Origin of the sequence: Microcoleus sp. N9_A2, from assembly GCF_036701775.1 — a bacterium.
Lineage (GTDB): Bacteria > Cyanobacteriota > Cyanobacteriia > Cyanobacteriales > Microcoleaceae > Microcoleus.
Genome location: NZ_JAUBRH010000009.1, coordinates 57,619 through 76,467, shown reverse-complemented (window position 1 = coordinate 76,467; position 18,849 = coordinate 57,619). Strand labels below are relative to the sequence as shown.

Annotated in this window: 19 protein-coding genes; 18 read left to right on the top strand and 1 reads right to left on the bottom strand. The window is 48.4% G+C overall.

The window, feature by feature from the left end; translation table 11 throughout:
• The first annotated feature begins 596 nt into the window (after nucleotides 1-596).
• From QUA44_RS07870 to QUA44_RS07845, 6 genes are all read left to right on the top strand, one after another.
• Entirely contained in the window at nucleotides 597-1,205 is a 609-nt protein-coding gene (locus QUA44_RS07870) for a COP23 domain-containing protein (protein WP_333249690.1), read from the top strand.
• Nucleotides 1,166-1,624: a hypothetical protein gene (locus QUA44_RS07865; RefSeq protein ID WP_333249688.1), complete on the top strand. Its 459-nt coding sequence runs from the start codon at nucleotides 1,166-1,168 to the stop codon at nucleotides 1,622-1,624. Before QUA44_RS07870 ends, QUA44_RS07865 begins: the two co-directional genes overlap by 40 nt.
• Nucleotides 1,621-1,833: a hypothetical protein gene (locus tag QUA44_RS07860; protein ID WP_333249685.1), complete on the top strand. Its 213-nt coding sequence runs from the start codon at nucleotides 1,621-1,623 to the stop codon at nucleotides 1,831-1,833. Before QUA44_RS07865 ends, QUA44_RS07860 begins: the two co-directional genes overlap by 4 nt.
• Nucleotides 1,830-3,053, top strand: coding sequence for a COP23 domain-containing protein (locus tag QUA44_RS07855; protein ID WP_333249683.1), 1,224 nt, complete (start codon nucleotides 1,830-1,832; stop codon nucleotides 3,051-3,053). Before QUA44_RS07860 ends, QUA44_RS07855 begins: the two co-directional genes overlap by 4 nt.
• A 217-nt stretch (nucleotides 3,054-3,270) precedes the next feature.
• Nucleotides 3,271-5,511: a phosphoketolase gene (locus tag QUA44_RS07850; RefSeq protein WP_333249681.1), complete on the top strand. Its 2,241-nt coding sequence runs from the start codon at nucleotides 3,271-3,273 to the stop codon at nucleotides 5,509-5,511.
• Nucleotides 5,512-5,590: 79 nt separating this feature from the next.
• The gene (locus tag QUA44_RS07845; RefSeq protein WP_333249680.1) at nucleotides 5,591-6,190 is read left to right on the top strand and encodes a Uma2 family endonuclease; all 600 of its coding nucleotides are present in this window, start codon (nucleotides 5,591-5,593) and stop codon (nucleotides 6,188-6,190) included.
• Between the two features lie 423 nt (nucleotides 6,191-6,613).
• Here QUA44_RS07845 and QUA44_RS07840 read toward each other — a convergent pair whose 3' ends face one another.
• Nucleotides 6,614-7,432 carry a methyltransferase domain-containing protein gene (locus QUA44_RS07840; protein WP_333249678.1) on the bottom strand — a complete coding sequence of 273 codons (819 nt, stop codon included), beginning with the start codon at nucleotides 7,430-7,432 and terminating at the stop codon, nucleotides 6,614-6,616.
• 71 nt (nucleotides 7,433-7,503) lie between these two features.
• Here QUA44_RS07840 and QUA44_RS07835 point away from each other — a divergent pair, with 71 nt between their 5' ends.
• From QUA44_RS07835 to QUA44_RS07780, 12 genes are all read left to right on the top strand, one after another.
• Nucleotides 7,504-7,728, top strand: a complete 225-nt coding sequence (locus QUA44_RS07835; RefSeq protein ID WP_333276453.1) for a hypothetical protein — start codon at nucleotides 7,504-7,506, stop codon at nucleotides 7,726-7,728.
• A gap of 31 nt (nucleotides 7,729-7,759) precedes the next feature.
• Nucleotides 7,760-8,431 (top strand): response regulator transcription factor, encoded by a 672-nt coding sequence (locus QUA44_RS07830; RefSeq protein ID WP_333249677.1) that lies wholly within the window; start codon nucleotides 7,760-7,762, stop codon nucleotides 8,429-8,431.
• A gap of 66 nt (nucleotides 8,432-8,497) precedes the next feature.
• Nucleotides 8,498-10,453, top strand: a complete 1,956-nt coding sequence (locus QUA44_RS07825; protein WP_333249675.1) for a CHASE2 domain-containing protein — start codon at nucleotides 8,498-8,500, stop codon at nucleotides 10,451-10,453.
• Nucleotides 10,454-10,600: 147 nt separating this feature from the next.
• Nucleotides 10,601-11,425: a DUF928 domain-containing protein gene (locus QUA44_RS07820; RefSeq protein ID WP_333309613.1), complete on the top strand. Its 825-nt coding sequence runs from the start codon at nucleotides 10,601-10,603 to the stop codon at nucleotides 11,423-11,425.
• 6 nt (nucleotides 11,426-11,431) lie between these two features.
• Nucleotides 11,432-13,762 (top strand): CHAT domain-containing protein, encoded by a 2,331-nt coding sequence (locus tag QUA44_RS07815; protein ID WP_333249671.1) that lies wholly within the window; start codon nucleotides 11,432-11,434, stop codon nucleotides 13,760-13,762.
• Nucleotides 13,763-14,091: 329 nt separating this feature from the next.
• A complete protein-coding gene (locus tag QUA44_RS07810; protein ID WP_333249669.1) occupies nucleotides 14,092-14,733 on the top strand; it encodes a hypothetical protein in 642 nt (213 codons plus the stop codon).
• Nucleotides 14,734-14,770: 37 nt separating this feature from the next.
• A complete protein-coding gene (locus tag QUA44_RS07805) occupies nucleotides 14,771-15,007 on the top strand; it encodes a hypothetical protein (RefSeq protein ID WP_333249667.1) in 237 nt (78 codons plus the stop codon).
• 64 nt (nucleotides 15,008-15,071) lie between these two features.
• Entirely contained in the window at nucleotides 15,072-15,317 is a 246-nt protein-coding gene (locus QUA44_RS07800; protein ID WP_333309610.1) for a hypothetical protein, read from the top strand.
• Between the two features lie 24 nt (nucleotides 15,318-15,341).
• The gene (locus QUA44_RS07795; RefSeq protein ID WP_333249663.1) at nucleotides 15,342-17,363 is read left to right on the top strand and encodes a S8 family serine peptidase; all 2,022 of its coding nucleotides are present in this window, start codon (nucleotides 15,342-15,344) and stop codon (nucleotides 17,361-17,363) included.
• A gap of 356 nt (nucleotides 17,364-17,719) precedes the next feature.
• The gene (locus tag QUA44_RS07790) at nucleotides 17,720-17,848 is read left to right on the top strand and encodes a hypothetical protein (protein WP_333249661.1); all 129 of its coding nucleotides are present in this window, start codon (nucleotides 17,720-17,722) and stop codon (nucleotides 17,846-17,848) included.
• A 27-nt stretch (nucleotides 17,849-17,875) separates the two neighbouring features.
• Nucleotides 17,876-18,481 (top strand): tetratricopeptide repeat protein, encoded by a 606-nt coding sequence (locus QUA44_RS07785; protein WP_333249659.1) that lies wholly within the window; start codon nucleotides 17,876-17,878, stop codon nucleotides 18,479-18,481.
• A gap of 57 nt (nucleotides 18,482-18,538) precedes the next feature.
• Nucleotides 18,539-18,849, top strand: a 311-nt coding sequence (locus QUA44_RS07780) for a tetratricopeptide repeat protein (RefSeq protein WP_333249657.1), incomplete at its 3' end; no start/stop codon positions are given.

Below are 18,849 nucleotides of genomic sequence, written 5' to 3'. Positions count from 1 at the left end.
GAAGTATTTCCCGCAGTACGGAGATCAAAACAAGTTAAGAGTTCTTGTTAATACGTGGATTTTAGTGTGAGATCAGGCAAGAGGGGTTTTACCCCTCAGTGGTGTAACCCAGCAGTTTACCTGTCTCAGCAGATCAAGCTCGCGACCCAGCTCGTAAGTGATATCAAATACCTTGTCAGTGGTGTGATGTACCGTTGCAACTCGATCTCTTCCAATGTCTGAGGTGAAAAGCCTCTTTCCGGTTGGTAAAAGCCTGAGTTTGATTAGTAGTAATGAGGACAGAATTCAGATTGGCACGCGTATTTTAAGCTCGCCTTCGGCGCGGTTTGTGAACGGCGTCGAAAGCGCGGTTATAAGGAATACGTAAGTCGCGAACAATATCAAAACTTACGCATCAAGAGCAAAAAAACCGGGTTTTTTAACCAGGCATAAGGGCTGCAACGAAGTGTTTTCGTAAAAAAAACTGGTTTCTGGTCAAGTCGCGAATCACATTATTCCGAAGTCAGCGGATCTTTAATGAACAGGCGCGTCAAGAGGGTTATCTCAGCATTCGGTGATTTTTGTCCCGAATCCTCTAAATAAAGAGTGAAAATATCATGAAACAGCAATTATTGACAAAAGTTTTGGCGGCAACAGCGATCGCCCTCAGTGGCCTGACGGTTGCTTCTGGACCGAGTTACGGTCGGCGAGCACCGGGGGAAAATGGATTTTGGTGTAACACCTCGACCGGTGCGCCGGTGACGGTGTACCAAAACGCTCAAGGTGCCGTAGAGCCTTGGATTGAGTGGACTTCCGATTATTTCTCCGGTTCTGGCTACGATCCAGCAACTCGGTGTCAATTAGTGACTCAACGCCTCGAAACCTATCGCCGCCAACGAATGCTTAAGTACATTACTGCGGGCCAAATGAACGGCCAGAACGTCATCTGCACGGCGAATCAAGTCAATGGGCGGTGTCAAAATTTGATTTATACCCTCAGACCCGGCCAAGACCCGATCGGCTCTTTGTATAATTTGTTGGCTTGGCGCCAAGGATATGTCGGGATGTCGTCTTTTGATGAAACCAGTAAAATTCCTTACATTGATGTCAGCGAAAAGCTAGGGGAAAACATTGCCGATGGGGCGCAACTGCCCCCTTTTCCCCACCCTTCGGACAGCCTTAAAGATTGGCAAATTTTCCATCCCATCACCAATTCCAAGGATTGAGGTGGAAAACTTGGCGCATCAAACAACGGTACGCATCCCGACGGGGAAATCTTCTGGTTCCGGGACGATCGTCCGTTCGGCAGCAGGGCCAAATCTATAGGGTGCTGACTAACTGGCAGGTTGTGGCGATCGGGCTTGTCACCGACGACAGCCTCCTCCACCCACTGCTAGGAGTTATGAGGCTGCTGGACGATATCGATCGGGCGATCGTTCAGTTTCGCAGCGCGATCGAGTATAAAATAGCACCATTCAGCATTGAGCCAGGAGCGGTGTCTGATCCCGTGCTGGCAGTCTGCTTTCCTGCGGGTGCTGAGGTTGGGGCTTTAGCGGTGACGCGGTCTTCGTTTCGGTGTTGCTACCCAAATCTTTGCCTCAAGGTTATAGCTTGGGCTATACAAATGAGGTTAAAATCGGTATGAGTAGCGACCCGATTTTTAATGCCAAAGGTTTCTTGGTGGGGATTAACGGTAGGGGCAAGTATCGAGATCCAAATTTTGGCGTCTATGCTTTTGAAGATGGAAATGAACCAACAGCGGAATTATTGGAGAAAATGGTTAAATCCAGTTGGGGAATTCCGATTAGTATATATTTGCAGTTCGCCTCGTTTCATCTAGGGAGTTATCGATGAATGTGTGGAGTTTGCGGTTTGACGCGCTGACAATCATCTTGACAGGTGCATTAACAGTGACGGCGGTTGTCAGCCAACAATATGCTGCCTGTGCCAAAACAGCCGAAGAAATTGCCCAGCTAGCAACGTTGACAACTGTGGAAGTCAACAATACGCTGGGTTTTTTTGCTAGTGGATCGGGAGTAATTATTGCCAAACAGGGTAATATTTACACTATTCTGACAGCTAATCATGTGGTGGCAAGCCTGGCTCAAAAATACAGCATTCGCACTCATTTGGAGAAGGATTATGCTGCGATTAGAATACAGAGACTCCCGAAAAATGACCGGGATATAGACTTGGCTTTGATACAGTTTCAGAGCCGAGAACAGTATCCAGTAGCACCAATGGGCGAGTCAGAACGTGCTGTTGTTGGTTCTGCTATTTACGTTTCTGGCTATCCGCTGCCAATTTCGGGATTTGAACGAAAACTTGAGTTTACTACTGGTATCATCTCTTCTCGCTTGGGCAGCGCATCATCGGGGTATCGTCTGCGTTACCAAGCTGTAACCAGGCGCGGAATGAGCGGCGGGCCTGTATTTGATGCTGATGGCAGGGTGGTAGGAATTCACGGCCAGGGGGATACTATTGGCACAATTAGGAGTCAGTGGAACGGTCAGATTGAGGAGATAAAAACGGGGTTGAACGCGGCAATCCCGATTGATGCTTTTATGGCATTGCTATCACAAAATAAGCGTAACGGCTTTGATATTCTCAGCAATCTTTCTCTCAGCAGCACCTCGGATCAAAACCAGCCGAGTCTGGGTTATGGAGGATTTGTGTGCGATACCTCAACGGGCGAGCCGGTGACTGTGTATCAAAATCCGCAAGGGTTCAGGGAGCCTTGGATTCGCTGGAATTCTAATTTCTTTTCTAGTTCTGGCTACGATCCTCTAACTCGCTGCCAACAAGTAACTCAGCGCCTTGAGAATTATAACCGCAATAAACAGCTAAATTATGTGACTGTGGGTATTGTAAATAACCAGAAAGCGATTTGCACGAGTAGCCGCGTTAATGGGCCTTGCGAAGGTTTGATCTACACCCTGCGCCGCGATCAAGATCCGACTCCTGCACTGAGCAGTTTTTTTGTTTGGCTGGGGAATCAAAAGGCTGTGCCTTCTCTTTCTGAAAGCGGTACTGTGCTTTATATTGATGTTCGGGAACGGCTGGAACAATTTTAGATTTGGGATTTGGGATTTGAGATGGATTAGTAATGGGTAAACAGAGAACCCCGACTTATGAAAAAAGTCGGGGTTCTCAAACAACTACTTATTAGCTTAAAAATTGAGATATTTTACTTATTTATCACTGACATAATAGAACTAATGATTTTTTGGAACACGGAAGCTATAAAATTACTCTTACATTAATCCAATTCAAATTTTTCAGGTATCAAGCATGACAGCAACTACCCCGCAGGCAACGTCAACAACGCCCGCTTTTTGTGAAGGCATTCAATATTTTTCTGAAACAGTCCCTGGTTTTGAGACTTATGGGAAAGCACCTGCGATCGCCGAGGGGAGCAAGTCGATCGCCGATGCGGCAGATCCCGTCGCCGTCTTTCAAACAATGCTGGGAGCAGACGCCCTGCGCTACCTGACGCTGCAAGTCACCGCCAGCAAGGCATCGGGACATCCGGGCGGTTTTGCCAGCCAAGCAGAGGCCTACGCCGCTTTGGTGATGCTCGGACACAAGAACATTGTCACCGAAGTAGGGCACCACGCCCCCGGCTTTTATAGTGCCATGTTTCTCGATCGATCTTTAGAAGACATGGGAATTGTCAACGTACAGCAAGTGCGCGATAAATTCCGCGAAAAAGACGGTTTATTAGGACATCTTTCCGGTTTCATTCCCGGCCTTTTAGCACCTGCTGGCCCCCTCGGACAAGGGCAGCATTTTGCAATGGCGGGAGCGCTTTTGCACCCCGACAAACTGTTCCCTTTTACAATGGGCGACGGCGGCATGGGCGAACCCTATCCGATGAGCAGCATGGGGCATTTCCACACTGCTTATCCCAAGGCTACTAACTTTTTACCAGTGTTAGTTTGGAACGGATATTCTCAAGAACATCACAGCATGGTTTCGACTAAAACTAATGCTGAAATGATTGCTTATTGGCAAGGTAACGGTTTTGAAGAAATTATCTTAGTTGATGCTAAGGAATTTGACGATAAAAATCAACCGGAAGCTTATGTTGACAGCACTGCTTTTTCGCTCGAACAGCGCATGGCATTTACCAAAGCTGTTTTACAAGGAGTTGACAAAGCGGCAAAATCTGCTCTCGGCGGCAAATTAACTGTGTTTATTATCAAACAGTTGAAAGGTGCCGGCGTGCACGCGCGCGGAGCAAAATCTCACAATCTTTATCCAAAAGATACGCTGGATGCTCCGCACATTATCAGCGCTTTAAAAGAGCGCGCTTTGACTGCTGAGGCTTGGCAGTTGGTGCGGACAAATTGCGAGCGCGCTGGTGGCGGGCCTGCGGCGAAAACCGTTGTTACTGAGTTTACATTGCCACTGGCAGATTTAGGCGAATTGCCTTTAGAAGAATTTGCGGTTGGCGGAGACTCGAAGATTTCGACAACAGCAATGGGACGTTTGGTAGCGAAAGTCGGCGAGTGCGATCGCACTTTTCTTGTGACTAATGCTGACGGCAATGAAGCATCGGCAATTGCCAATATCAACCAAGCTCTCAAGATTATTCACCCGACGACAGATGACCTGTACAATCAATCGCCTAACGGTCAAGTTTACGAACCTTTGAGCGAAGATGCTTGCGCTGGTTTAGCCGTAGGTTTATCGCTATTCGGAGCGCGGAGTTTGTGGTGTTCCTACGAATCTTTTGCCATCAACGGTTTACCAATTTGGCAAACTGTAACCCAAGCAATGGCAGAATTGCGCCGTCCAACTCCCGCAACTGTCACCTTATTTACAGCGGGTGCATTGGAACAAGGCCGCAACGGTTGGACGCACCAGCGGCCGGAAATTGAGGCTTATTTTGCGGCGATGATGCGGAACGGAAATGTGTTTCCTTTGTTTCCACCGGATGCTAACAGCATTCAAGCTTGTTACGAGTGGGCTTTGACTGCTAAAAATAAGGGAGTTGTGATTACTGCAAGCAAGTCGCCGCTGCCAATTCGCACTACTTTTGAACAGACTCGCCAAGGTTTGCAAGACGGTGCAATAGTGCTGCACGAAGTCGATTCCCCGCAAGCTCCCCACAATCAAGGGGGGAGCAAGAAAGTTGTGTTTGCAGTTGTCGGCGACATGACTTTAATGCCAGTGTTTGAAGCGGCGGCATTTTTGGAAACAGAAGGGATTGGAGTGCGGATTGTTTCTGTTGTGAATCCCCGGCGTTTGTACCGTGCTAGCGATGTTGCTTGGGATACTTGTTCGGAAGCTGACGGCGGCTTTTTGAGCGATGATAAATTTGCCGAAATGTTTGGCGGAGATGCCTTAATTGGCGTGACAGGTGGTGCTTCTGGGATGTTGGAACCTGTGATGCTACGCAGCAATTGCAAGCGGGATACTTTCGCTTGGAAGCGGGGGGAAACTACTGCTAGTGCTGGTCAGTTGATGGCGTTTAATGGGTTGACTGCTGAGGCTTTGACTAAAAGGGCGATCGAGCTAGTTCATTAAGTTAGAATGTGAGTGAATGCCCCTGCCTGGTTTTGGCTAGGTAGGGGCTAGCAATATTTAAAATAAAATGGTGATACCTGTGACTGCACAACTTTTAAAAGAAATAGCTACGCTTGGCGAACAGCGATTGATTCTCCCCGGTTATTATAGTTGGGAGCAATTTGAGGCGATCGAATCTTTGATGGCAGACTCTCCTGGTTTGCGGATAAGTTATCTTGATGGGTGGATCGAGTTTATGACAGTGGGGGAAGAACATGAAAGCTTTAAAAAAGCGATCGCTATATTACTGGAAGCATACTTTTTTGAACTCGGAATTGAATTCTTTCCTGTAGGGAGTGCAACTCGCAGAGACCGGGCAAGAGATGTATCATTTGAACCAGACGAGTCTTATTATATAGGTTCAAGAAAAGAGCATCCCGATTTAGCCGTGGAAGTAACGATTACTAGCGGTAGCACAAATAAACTAGCTAAATATCTGCGACTTCGCATTCCTGAAGTTTGGTTTTGGGAAAATAATCGGCTTGCTGTCTATCGGCTGCGCGAGGATGATTACGAGCAAGTTTCAAGAAGTGAGTTTTTGCCGGAGTTGGATTTAGAATTGTTGGTACGCTGCGTTTTAATGCCTTCAATAATTGAGGGAAGGACAGAGTTTCTTAATGGGGTTAGGCAAGTGGGTTGAATGCTGAGGAGTTGGTAAAAAGTGCGATCGTCTACGAGGGCTTCGCTAACGATTTGATTGGTTAAGCTAAAATGTGACAGACAACGATTGGCTCTCACAAACAACCTTTGCGCGATCGGCTCCAACGATTGGTTAGACTTGTAGGTGTAAAGTTACTAAATTATTCCTCTCTCTCTTCCTTCATCTGCGTGAATCAGCGTCAATCCATTGTCATCTGCGGCCCGAGAAATTCTCTTTTTTTACCGCAGATGAGGGCAGATGCAACACAGATTAACGCAGATGAATTAGATCGAGTCCGGTTGCACGATCCGTGATTTTTGGCTGTTGACTAGATTTGACGCCCGACGATGCTAGCGGAAGGGAGAGTGCTAGAGGTTTTGCTGCGGCGGAACATCAATGTTTTGTGAAAAATTTGTCTTAAATTTATTGATTTTTTTCCCCGCAAGCCATCAACCAAAAACTCATCATTAATCGATCGCCCGCAGCGACAAACTCATCCCGCGAAACCAGATAGCTGGCTATTTCCGACTCTGAAATCAACCCCTGTTTGACCATCTGCAAAATGGGGCCGGAGTCAAGCAAAGGTTGAAACGCCTCAATTCCGATGATATCGCTGTGGCTGACAACGGCTTCTAAATCAACGCTAACAAACCCAGCTTCTTTGAGAATGCGACACAGCTTTCGCCCGACGCATAAATTGCCGCCCCGCGATGCTATCACCTGCTTGAATTTCTCCCTGACAATCTCGACTGACCAAGGCGGATTTGTCAGCCAAAATAGATCCGCATCGTTATCAATAATCAGCAGTTTTCCGCCGGGTTTTAAGATGCGGAATATTTCTCTAGCTGCTGCGACGGGATCTGGGAGGTGAACGAACAGCAAACGGGCGATCGCAAAATCGAAAGTGTTATCATCCAAACCAGTATCCGCAACCGATGCTTCGATGCGATTTACTCGATCGCCCCCTTTGTCCTCTAAATATTCTACTGCTTTTTCGTGCAATACCGGATCGATTTCTACCGCTGTTATCGAACTGTTTGGCAGCAATTCTAACAGCTTTTCGGTAAAAAATCCCGGCCCGCTACCCGCTTCTAAAACATTCATCCCGTCTGCTAAACCGAACCACTTTAAATTGCGCGCTTCCTTTTCCCAACTTATCAGAACTTGAGCTTTTAACCGCTGGATTTCCCCCTCAAATTCCAGGTTGTACGTGTTTGCTTTATACGAACCTTCTGTTTGCATAGAATCATCTTTATTCTTAGTCGGATACCCGGACTATAACATAAATATAATTAAATCTCCGATCGAGTTATTTGTGCGTAATATCGTTGTGGCATTGGAATGATTTAACCACAGAAAGCGCAGAGAACGCAGAGGAAGAGAAGAGAGAGATGAATAATTATGATGAAGTGCGGATTCTACCGGAACTGCGCTTTAGTGCAATTCTCGTTGCTGACATCCACAACTACATTTGGCGGACAGATGCAGGACGAGAGACAGGTAATGGCTCTATTGTAATAAGAGGATGGATTACCTAAACTGACGATGTTGTGCGGCAACGAATCAATTATGCCCCAGATTTTACCTCAACCGGAGAAACGAACATTTTTAGTCGTGGACGATCATGCGATGGTTTTAGGCGGTACGCTTAATATTCTGAGGCAGGAGTATCCAGAAGTAGAGATTGTGACAGCTTCAACGGCTCAGGAAGCCCTTGAGCAAATAGCGCAGACAACCCCGGATCTGGCGGTTGTGGATTTGGTGATGCCAGAGGCGATCGGCGAAACTGCTCAGGCCAATTCAGGGCTTCAACTCCTCAAAACGCTGATGGAGCAGTATCCGAGTCTGAATATTGTAGTGCAGAGTGCTCATGTTCGCACATTGGTTTGGCTGAAACCGTCGATCGACAATCACATGGGCGGATTCACGGTTGTTGATAAGAGTCAGCCGATGAAAGAGTTGCTGACGATGGTCGATTGGGCGCTACACGAGCGTATTTATACTCCCAGAGAAATCCGTAATGGGCTGCAACTCAAACCCGCTTGGATGGAGGTGTTGCAATTCGCTTTTCAAGATAGCTTGCAGGACACTGCGATCGCCAAACGGATGAATGTTTCCGAACGCACCGTACAGTATTACTGGACGAAGATTCGAGATGTGCTAGAAGTGTATCCCGAAGATGACAAAAATCTGCGGATTCAAACGGAAGTGCGGGCTAGGGAAGAAGGACTGATTGATTGACTGTTGACTGTTGACTGTTGACTCTTAATTGTTTGAACAATACTGATTGATGCAACCGGAAACGAGATGAAGCGCGATCGAGGACAAGCAGTGAGAGCAGATATCTCGACTTGGTGGCGAGGCTCGCTTCCAGGGTTGATGGTGATTGTCGCTGTGATGGTGGCTAGATTGACCGGTGCGCTTCAGTTTTGGGAGTTGGTGACGTTCGATCGATTTCTGCGCTTGCGCCCTCCTGAGCCAATGGATGACCGGATTGTAATTGTGGGTATCACTGAGGAAGATATTCAACGCGCCAGAACTTATCCGATTCCCGATCGCGAAATTGCCGATTTGCTTAAACGGTTGCAGGCCTATCAACCGATCGCGATCGGGCTGGATATTGTCCGCGATATTCCGGTTGAGCCGGGTAATGCTGAACTAACATCGGTGTTTCGTAGCAATAAGAATACGATCGGAGTGGAGATTGCCTTGCCCGATCGCAGTGGCTTTACCGTCGCACCTGGGCCCGCGCTACCACCAGAACAAATTGGCTTTGCAGATGCCGTTCTCGATGCGGATGGCTACCAGCGCCGCAGTTTATTGGGCGCTCACAACCCCCAGCAGGAATACCGTTTTTCGTTGGCGATCCGGCTGGCAGAACGCTATTTAGAAGCCCAAGGAATTGAGTTGGGTAATGGACTACGCGACCCAGACGCGAAGCGCTTTGGCAGCATTGAATTGACCAGAGTGCAGTCAAACTCTGGCGGATATGTGGGGGCGGAGGCTGGTGGAAACCAGATTTTGCTGAATGTTCGCAGCGGGACAATGCCGTTTCGCGTGCTTTCTCTCTCGCAAATCAAATCGGGAAAGGTCAACCGGGATTGGATTCAAGGCAGGATTGTGCTGATTGGGATGATGTCTTTTAGCGCGAAGGATTTGGTAAGTTCAGGTGCGATCGCAGGCATCAATCCCGGACGGATTTACGGAGTCGAAATGCAAGCCCACGAAACCAGCCAGATTATTAGCGCGGTACTCGATCGGCGGCCGTTGCTTCAGGTTTGGGGGGAGGGCTGGGAAATGCTCTGGATTTCGGTCTGGGGACTCTTGGGGATGAGTTTGGGACGATTTCTGCGATCGCCCTGGAAAATTTTGCTCGGACTCTTAATCGGCAGCATTAGCCCGATCGCGCTTTGTTACTGGCTGATGCTGTTGGGATGGTGGGTGCCGATCGTGCCTGTGTTGCTCGTACTCGTGTTGAATGGGGCTGGGTTGACGGCAGGATTATTTTATCGCCACGAACAGGAACTGCGACTGCGGTTGGAGGAACGTCAGTTTGCGATCGAGCAGACGTTTAATGCCATTCACAGCGGGCCTTTACAAACATTGGTGGGAATTTTGAGAACCGCTCAGGGAGAAGCCACACCGCCGTTATTTCTACCGGATTTGCAACGCCTGAATCAAGAATTACGGGCAGTTTACGGATCGGTGCAGCGAGATGCGATCGCAGATGAACCGCATCTTCGCATGGGAAGCGCGATCGAATTGGCCCTGCAGGCTCCACTGCATGAATTGCTCTACAAGGTCTATTGCAACACGCTCGAACAAGAATTGCCTTACCTCAAAACGCTCAAATTCAAAATTGTGCAGTTCGATGCCTTGAACACCTCACATCTGCGGTTAGAACACAAGCGAGGACTCTGCCGCTTTCTGGAAGAAGCGCTCTGCAATGTCGGCAAACACGCGATCGAAGCCACTCGCTTGACTGTAATTTGCACTCAAGAAGGCGATCGGCAGGTGATTCGGGTGGCGGATAATGGCAAGGGAAACCCGTCTCAGTCAGAAACGCTTAGCTTAGCCCAAATCGATCGAGACAGAGAGATAAGCGAAGATTTAAACCCTAAACTTCAACCTTCAGGATTAGGCACGCAGTTGGCAAAGAACTTAGCCAAACAATTAGGCGGAACCTTTCGGCGCTACCCAAATCAACCGAGGGGAATAGTGTGCGAATTAACCTGGTCAGCCAAGCGGCGGTGGTTCTGGTAATTGGTTCCTCAGAGTTAGCATCGTCCTGTATTCATCTTTCTCTTCTCTTCCTCTGTGTTCTCTGCGTTCTCTGCGGTTAAATCATTCCGATCGAACTGGAATTGATATCACACTTGCTATATCTTTGCGCTTTCCCGCAAACGAAGCTTGTGGGCTGTCCTCTATTCTGTTTGTGTATTGTTGATTACTGTAGAAATAGTTACAGAGGGAATTGCGATGATGACTCACGGATTGAAGCGTCGAACCATTTACTCTGCCGGCATTGCGAGTTTAATGCTGAGTGTTTCGTTCTGGATCGCTCCTGTAGCGCTGGCAAAATACACTCCTCCTAAAAAGCCTTCTGCGCCGAAACAAACGAGCACGAATACCACTCGCGGCGGCAGTTGCGAAGCTAATTCATCGGCGGGATTGACTGTCTTGGTGCCGTTTAGCCATGTGGGAGAGACGATTTCTGGGCATCCGACCTTTACCTGGTTTGTACCCGATCGCTCTCCTCATCTTATGCAATTCCGCCTGTTGAGCTCTACGGGACAAGGACTCTACAGAACCGAGATGCAGAGTCAGCCGGGAATCATGCAGTTTTCGCTGCCGCCAAATCTGCCCCCACTGTCGATCGGGCAATGGTACAAGTGGCAAGTAGTATTGGTGTGTGAGCCGAGCGTTCCTTCGATGAATGTGGTGGTGGAGGCAGAAATCCAAGTAGTTCAGCCTGCTGCGTCGTTGCAGGCTCAACTTGCAGCCGCGTCAACTCCCCAACAGCGGATCGATCTGTATGCGGATGCTGGGCTGTGGTATGACGCGATCGCCGAAGCGCGCAAAGCTTCTGAGACTTCTCAAAACCAAACGCCCGTGCTGGAATTGCTAGATGCTCTCGCTAGTTCGGAAGCCCAACCGCTGAAGGAATGGAGCGATCGATTGCGACAAATTAGGGCGATCGAACAACAGCGCCAACTCCCGCAACCTAAACCCTAAAATCCCATGCAGTCTTTCTCGCTAAAACTTAAATCCAATTGTAAAGTGCGATCGGGCTTCCTGTTTCCCCTCGCCTTTTGCCTTTTGTCTGTTGCCTTTTACATTCCTCCGCATTTCTCACTCCCGGTTGTTGCTCAGGCGATGGAGGTTAGTGAAGCAGAGGGCGATCGGCTAATGCAGCAGGGGATTCAACAGTATCACACTAGCCAATTCCCAGCCGCGCTGAATTCCTGGCAACAGGCACTGCAAATTTATCGCATTATCAAAAACCGTTACGGGGAGGGCTGGGCGCTGGGCAATTTGGGAGCCGCTTACAACTCTCTGGATAACTATGCCAAAGCCATTGAGTATGGACAGCAACAGTTAGTCATCGCCCGCGAAATTAAAGACCGCGAAGGGGAAGTTGCGGCACTGAACAATTTGGGACTCGCTTACCGCTCTTTAGGCAACGATGCCAAAGCCATTGAGCATGGACAGCAGAGTTTAGCGATCGCACGCGAAATTAAAGACCGCAACGGGGAGAGTGCAGCACTGGGCAATTTGGGACTCGCCTACTACTCTCTAGGCGATTATCCCAAAGCTACTGAGTATATGCAGCAGTGGTTAGCTATCACCGGCGAAATTAAAAACCGTCAAGGGGAAGGTCTGGCACTGGGTAATTTGGGACTCGTTTACCGCTCTCTAGGGAACTATGCCAAAGCCATTGAGTATATGCAGCAGAGTTTAGCGATCGCACGCGAAATCAAAAACCGCGAAGGGGAGGGTGCAGCACTGGGGAATTTGGGAGGTACTTACATCTATCTGGGCGACTATGCCAAAGCGATTGAGTATACACAGCAATGGTTAACGATCGCCCGCGAAATTAAAGACCGTGACGGGGAGGGTTGGGCGCTCAACAACCTCGGAGTGGCTTTCTTGAAAACTGGCAACCCAACAGAAGCTGAAAAAATGCTCATCAATGCGATTCAAGTTTGGGAATCGATGCGTCAAATGCTCGGCCCCAATGACGCTAATAAAGTCTCCATCTTTGAAGGACAAGCTGGCACTTATGGAACTTTACAACAAGTCCGGGTGGATCAAAATAAAACGATCGCCGCGTTAGAAATTTCCGAACGGGGACGTGCTCGTGCTTTTGTCGATCTCCTGACAGAGCGCTTATCAACTGGTGATGCCAGTTCGGTCATCGCCACTGCTCCCAACCAGGAGCAAATCCGCCAAATCGTCAAAGCACAGAACGCCACTTTGGTGCAGTATTCGATCGTCTACGATAATTTCCAGATCCAGGGCAAACAAGTAGGGCGGGAATCGGCGCTCTACATCTGGGTGATTCAACCCACAGGCGAAATCACCTTCCGTCAAGTTGACCTCAAACCCCTTTGGCAAAAGTACAAAGTCTCCCTAGCCAACCCAGTCATTTGCACACAAGAATCCTTTGCTATCCGCAGTCGCAGCAGCACGGGCTTGACCGAATGCCCAATCGACTTACCCACCCTGCATCAACTGCTGATCGATCCCATTGCCAGTCTCCTCCCCAAAGATCCCAATGCCCACGTCATTTTCATTCCCCAAGGTTCCCTGTTCCAAGTACCTTTCCCAGCTCTCCAAGATGCCAACGGCACTTACTTAATCCAAAAACACACGATTCTCACCGCCCCTTCGATTCAAGTATTGGATTTAACCCGACAGCAACGACAGAAGCGATCGAGCCAACAATCCCACAGCGGTAATGCTTTAGTCTTGGGCAATCCTACGATGCCGATCGTGTCTGCCTATCTGGGAGCTCCCAAACAGCAATTGTCTCCTCTACCTGGAGCCGAAGCCGAAGCGATCGCGATCGCGCCTCTGCTCAATACTCAAGCGATCTTAGGCGCACAAGGGACAAAAGCTGCGATCGTCCAAAAAATGCCGCAAGCATCAATTATTCACTTTGCAACGCATGGATTGCTTGATAATGTAAACGGATTGGCAAGTGCGATCGCCCTGGCTCCCTCTGGCACCGATGATGGCTTATTGACCGCAGAGGAAATTTTCGATATGAAACTGCAAGCCAGCTTAGTTGTTTTGAGTGCCTGCAACACTGGAGAAGGCAGAATTACTGGGGATGGAGTGATTGGCTTATCGCGAGCGCTCATTTCAGCAGGAGTACCCAGTGTGATCGTCTCCCTGTGGAGGGTTCCCGATGCGCCTACAGCCAAATTAATGCAGGAATTTTATCAAAACTTGGAAAATAATCCCGATAAAGCCCAGGCATTACGGCAGGCCATGTTAACCACGATGAAAACTCATCCACAACCGCGAGATTGGGCAGCATTTACTTTAATTGGGGAGGCAGAGTGAGTTTTTATTAAGGGCGCTCTCTATTGGATTAGGGTTAGTTTGTGCGTTGCAGTACAGTTGCACTTTCCCGCAATCAACATTGCACCCCTCTCTTCATCAGGTCTGTGGGTAGAACGAGTGAAATTCCCATCTGGGTTGCTTAAGATTCAAGTAAAGAACGACTCGAATTAAAAAATAATTTCTCAAATCAGTCGTCTGTTTGTTCAAAGTCGCTGTTCATTGCAGATATTTGCAAGGTAAAGCCGATGAAAACACAAAAATCAATTCTACCAACCAAAGCAAAATGGGTCTCTCAAGTCATTGGATTTTCACTGTTGAGTGTTCCACTCATGTCCAATCTTACCCATGCACAATCCGCCGGATCGCCTGCCCCTCAAATCGGATTCAGATTTAAACAATCTCAGGAATTCAATGTGGGTGCAGTCACTACTGTATCGGTCTCTACAACTTACGAAGGAGACTCCGGCAGTTGTCACGGTCAGTTTTACTTCTCTAATTTTCAGACTTACACCAATACTCACACGGAGGAAGCCTCCGAGCGCGCAACATTCATTTCCAGCAATACGCCGCCTGCTCCAGGTTTGCGCGTTGCGATCCGAAATGTCACTCCTGGGATTGACCAAAACCCTTCTCCCTATACCGATCGTAAATACGATAAACCTCCAACTTCGGAAGGATTTAAAGTGTCTCTTGGCACAATTCACCGTGGTAGATTTTTAGCTGTGCAACCCGGAGAAAACCACTTTTCCTATGATATCAAACGCGGTAATACCATCATTGAATCTGGTACTTTCACCGCTAGAATTGACCACCAAACTCAAAGCAGACAACGCTATCAGAGTATTGCTGGCAAAAGTGCTAGGGAATGTGAATTGGAATATAACCAGCAGAGGGAATATGACCAGATGAGGGAATATAACCAGCAGAGGGAATATGACCTGCAGAAGGATAAGCCAAGAAGGCGTCGATAAATCAATCTTTTGAACTCAGGAAAGGAGTTGAAATCAAATGAATCGATCGATGCTCAAAAACCACAAAAATAACACCAATGATTGTTTTGAAAAGCTCTTGTTTTTCATATTCCTGCCTGGTTTTTTCTGGTCATTAGCCGGATCGATGTATGTGACGATTCCCGATCGCTCTCGAACCGAAGTGGGCTTTCGAGCTAGAGCAGTTAGAACTTCGGGCATCGTCACTAAAAAAAATCAACAAACAACTTGTTATGGAGGAGGAGTTGACTGTTAACGGTTAACTGTTAACTGTTAACCGTCAACAGTTAACCGTCAACATCATTCCGATGCAACCGGAAATGATATTACTGGCTTTTCAATCTATAGAAAAAAGCACACACAGGATTGAAGGGTTGATTGCTTTGTCAATTCAGATGTATTTCACGCACCGTTTCCTCGCCCAGGTGCTGTCTAGTTTCGCAGGAACAGTCTTGGACGCACTCCGACTCCTCGAAACCGGTTTTTACGAAAATATTTGGTTGCGACCCGCAGATTCGCTAAAAAACCCGGTTTCTGACCACCCGTGCGATCGTCCTAATGAATGAATTTTGTAATTTGGAGCAACTTCCATGAAAAATGATTTTGCAGATATAACCTTGTCTACTTCCCTCGCTCAAAACAATCTTCTTCTCAACAGCAACAGCGCCAGCCCGATCGCATTCCCGAATAATCTGAACAATCAGATTCAAGGATTCAACCACTTAAACGATGCGATCGATGGACAAGGCGGCGACGATCGCATGGCTGGACAGGGCTGTGATGACATCGTGCGGGGCACTACTGGCAACGATACACTCTGGGGCAACGCTGGCAAGGATATACTCTTGGGCAATGCTGGCAACGATATACTCTTGGGCAACGGTGACAACGATACACTTTGGGGTAATGCTGACAACGATACACTCTGGGGCGGTGCGGGGCGAGATGTTTTAATCGGTGGGAGCGATCGCGATATCTTTGCGCTGAAACCACAGGAAGGAACTGATACGATTGTTGATTTCAACCTGAGTGAGCGCGATCGGATCGGTTTAGCTGGAGGGTTAACTTTTGATGAGTTGACCATCTCTCAGGGCACAGGAGACAATCGCAACGATACATTAATCAGCACCGAGACCGGTGAGCTACTGGCAATTCTGAACAACACCCATGCAAGCACGATCGGCAATGCAGCCTTTCTCACCTTGGGGAATCGAGGATTAATAACCAGCCAGGGCGATCGGGCAATGCGATCGGATATCGCGCGCGATCGTTTTCGGGTAGACGGCACGGGCATCAAAATCGGGGTTTTATCTAATAGTTTCAACAGGCTGGGTGGGGCGGCCCAAGACATTGCAAGCGGTGACTTGCCCGTAAAAGGCAAGGTGTTGGCAGAAGATTTGGGCAATAACTTTTTTCCGCCGAACGATGAAGGCAGAGCCATGCTGCAACTTATTCACGATGTTGCTCCAGGAGCCGATTTGTTGTTTCATACAGGCTATGCCAGCGGTCAGTTCAACAGCCCGCTAGAATTGTTAAAAGCAAGTGAAAAGGCTATGGCTGATGGTATTCGCGCATTGGCAGCTCAAGGAGCGCAAATCATTGTAGACGACCTGCGCTTTTCATCTCAACCGATGTTCCAAGATGGCATCATTGCCCAAGCGATCGATGAGGTCGTCAAAAAGGGTGTTTCCTACTTTACTGCTGCGGGTAACTTTGCTCGCGATAGCTATCAAAGTGATTTCAAGTCGGCTGGGTTCTTCGCGGATTATGGAGAACTTCATGACTTCGATCCAGGAACTGGGGTCGATTTCTATCAAAGCATCACACTGGCGAAAAACGATTCCCTCGCGATCTCATTCCAATGGGACTCGCCGCTCGATCGTTCAACCAACGACCTCGATATTTACCTGGTTGACAATACAAAACAAAAAATCTTGGCTGGCAGCCAACTGTCAAATGTGGGAGGAGATCCGATCGAGTATTTCACATTCCGCAATGATGGTTCGTTTGGCTCGGATCAGTTCAATCTCATGATTGGCAAGCGATCGGGTTCTGCTCCCGGTTTGATGAAGTACGTGGCGAGTGGTTCCTCTACCTTCAAAATCAACAATTACAACACCAATAGTTCAACTATATATGGCAACGCAAATGCCAGGGGAGTTGCAGCAGTCGGAGCCGCCCCTTACTTTGGCACCCCTGCTTACGGTGTAAATCCTGCAAGATTAGAAGACTTTTCTTCGGCTGGCGGCACTCCGATTCTGTTTGACGAGAGGGGTAATCGTTTACCCAAACCTGAGTTTCGCCCGCAGCCGAAGTTCGTCGGGCCTGACAACACCAATACGACGTTCTTTGGCACAGACATTCCTCAAGATGCTGACGGTTTCCCCAACTTTCCGGGCACATCGGCAGCGGCTCCTCATGTAGCGGCAGTTGCGGCTTTGATGCTGCAAGCAAATCCCCGCTTAACTCCTGCGGAAATTAATCGAGCACTAGAGCAGACGGCTCTGGAGATGGACGATCCAAACACGCCCGGTTTTGATGTTGGATTTGACTATGCTAGTGGATCTGGTTTGATTCAAGCCGATCGGGCGATCGCTAAAATAGTCGTCTAATTCAGATTAGAGTTCCCATCCCTGCAGCGAGATTGGAGAGGCAGAGTAAGCTTCTTTGACATCCTCACCGACCTAAAGGCACGGTGATTCCCAGAATCACTTCTTGAACCTTTCTGCTTCTTAGCAGCGGCCTCCACCCTCAAGGAGATTTGGTCTTATGCTCGCTCCACAGACTAACCCCGCAAGCCCTGCGGTTTTATGTGTCGAATACCAACAAAAATCTTTGTTGTTTGATTCTAGGGGTGGACTGCCCATTGCCCTGTCCTCTTTTCCCGGTCTACCGATTTTTCTTCCCCGTTGCAGTCATTGCAAGCTTTGGTGTTAGGGTTTATGTCTCCATCGTCGCGGGTGGGTCATTGACCAATTATATTGTAACAAAAAGCCGTCCTAAAAGGACGGGGTTTCTACCCAATTTTTTGATGAAGGTCGATCGCCTGTGGCAGATTGAGGCGATCGCACGACGGCAGAAAGAGCGATCGGGCTAATTCTCTAAATTCCAACTCTAGAATCCTATGCTCTATTCCCCATTTAAGCGACTCAAATCGACCCACTCTAGGCTCACTAATGTTTTCCTAGCTTCCATTTCCCTGTTCCTGCTTGCCACTATCCCGCTATTAACTACTCCTGGCTCTCTCTTGCCAGCGATCGCTCAAACTACCGATGATCGTAAAATTGAGGCCGATCGACTGTTGCAGCAGGGAATTCAACAATATCAGACTAGCCAATTCCCAACTGCGCTGGACTCCTGGCAACAAGCACTGCAAATTTTCCGCTCCATCAAAGACCGCGACGGGGAAGGTAGGGCACTGGGCAATTTGGGAGTCGCTTACCTCGATCTGGGCAACTCGGCCAAAGCGATTGAGTATTCACAACAAAGTTTAGCGATCGCCCGCGAAATTAAAGACCGCGAAGGGGAGGGTAGAGCACTGGGCAATTTGGGAGGTGCTTACCTCTATCTGGGCAACTATACCAAAGCCATTGAGTATACACAGCAATATTTAACCATCGCCCGCGAAATTAAAAACCGCGAAGGGGAGGGTAGAGCACTAGGCAATTTGGGAATCGCTTACCGCTCTCTGAGCGACTCGGCCAAAGCCATTGAGTATGCACAGCAATAGTTAGCCATTGCCCGCGAAATTGGAGACCGCCAGACAGAAGGTTGGGCACTGGGCAATTTGGGAATCGCTTACCGCTCTTTGGGCGACTCGGCCAAAGCCATTGAGTATACACAGCTCAGTTTAGCCATCGCCCGCGAAATTAAAAACCGCGAAGGGGAAGGTACAGCACTGGGCAATTTGGGAGGTGCTTACCTCAATTTGGGCGACTATACCAAAGCCATTGAGTATACACAGCTCAGTTTAGCCATCGCCCGCGAAATTCAAGACCGTCTTGGGGAAGGTACAGCACTTGGCAATTTGGGAGGTGCTTACCTCAATTTGGGCGACTATACCAAAGCCATTGAGTATACACAGCTCAGTTTAGCCAT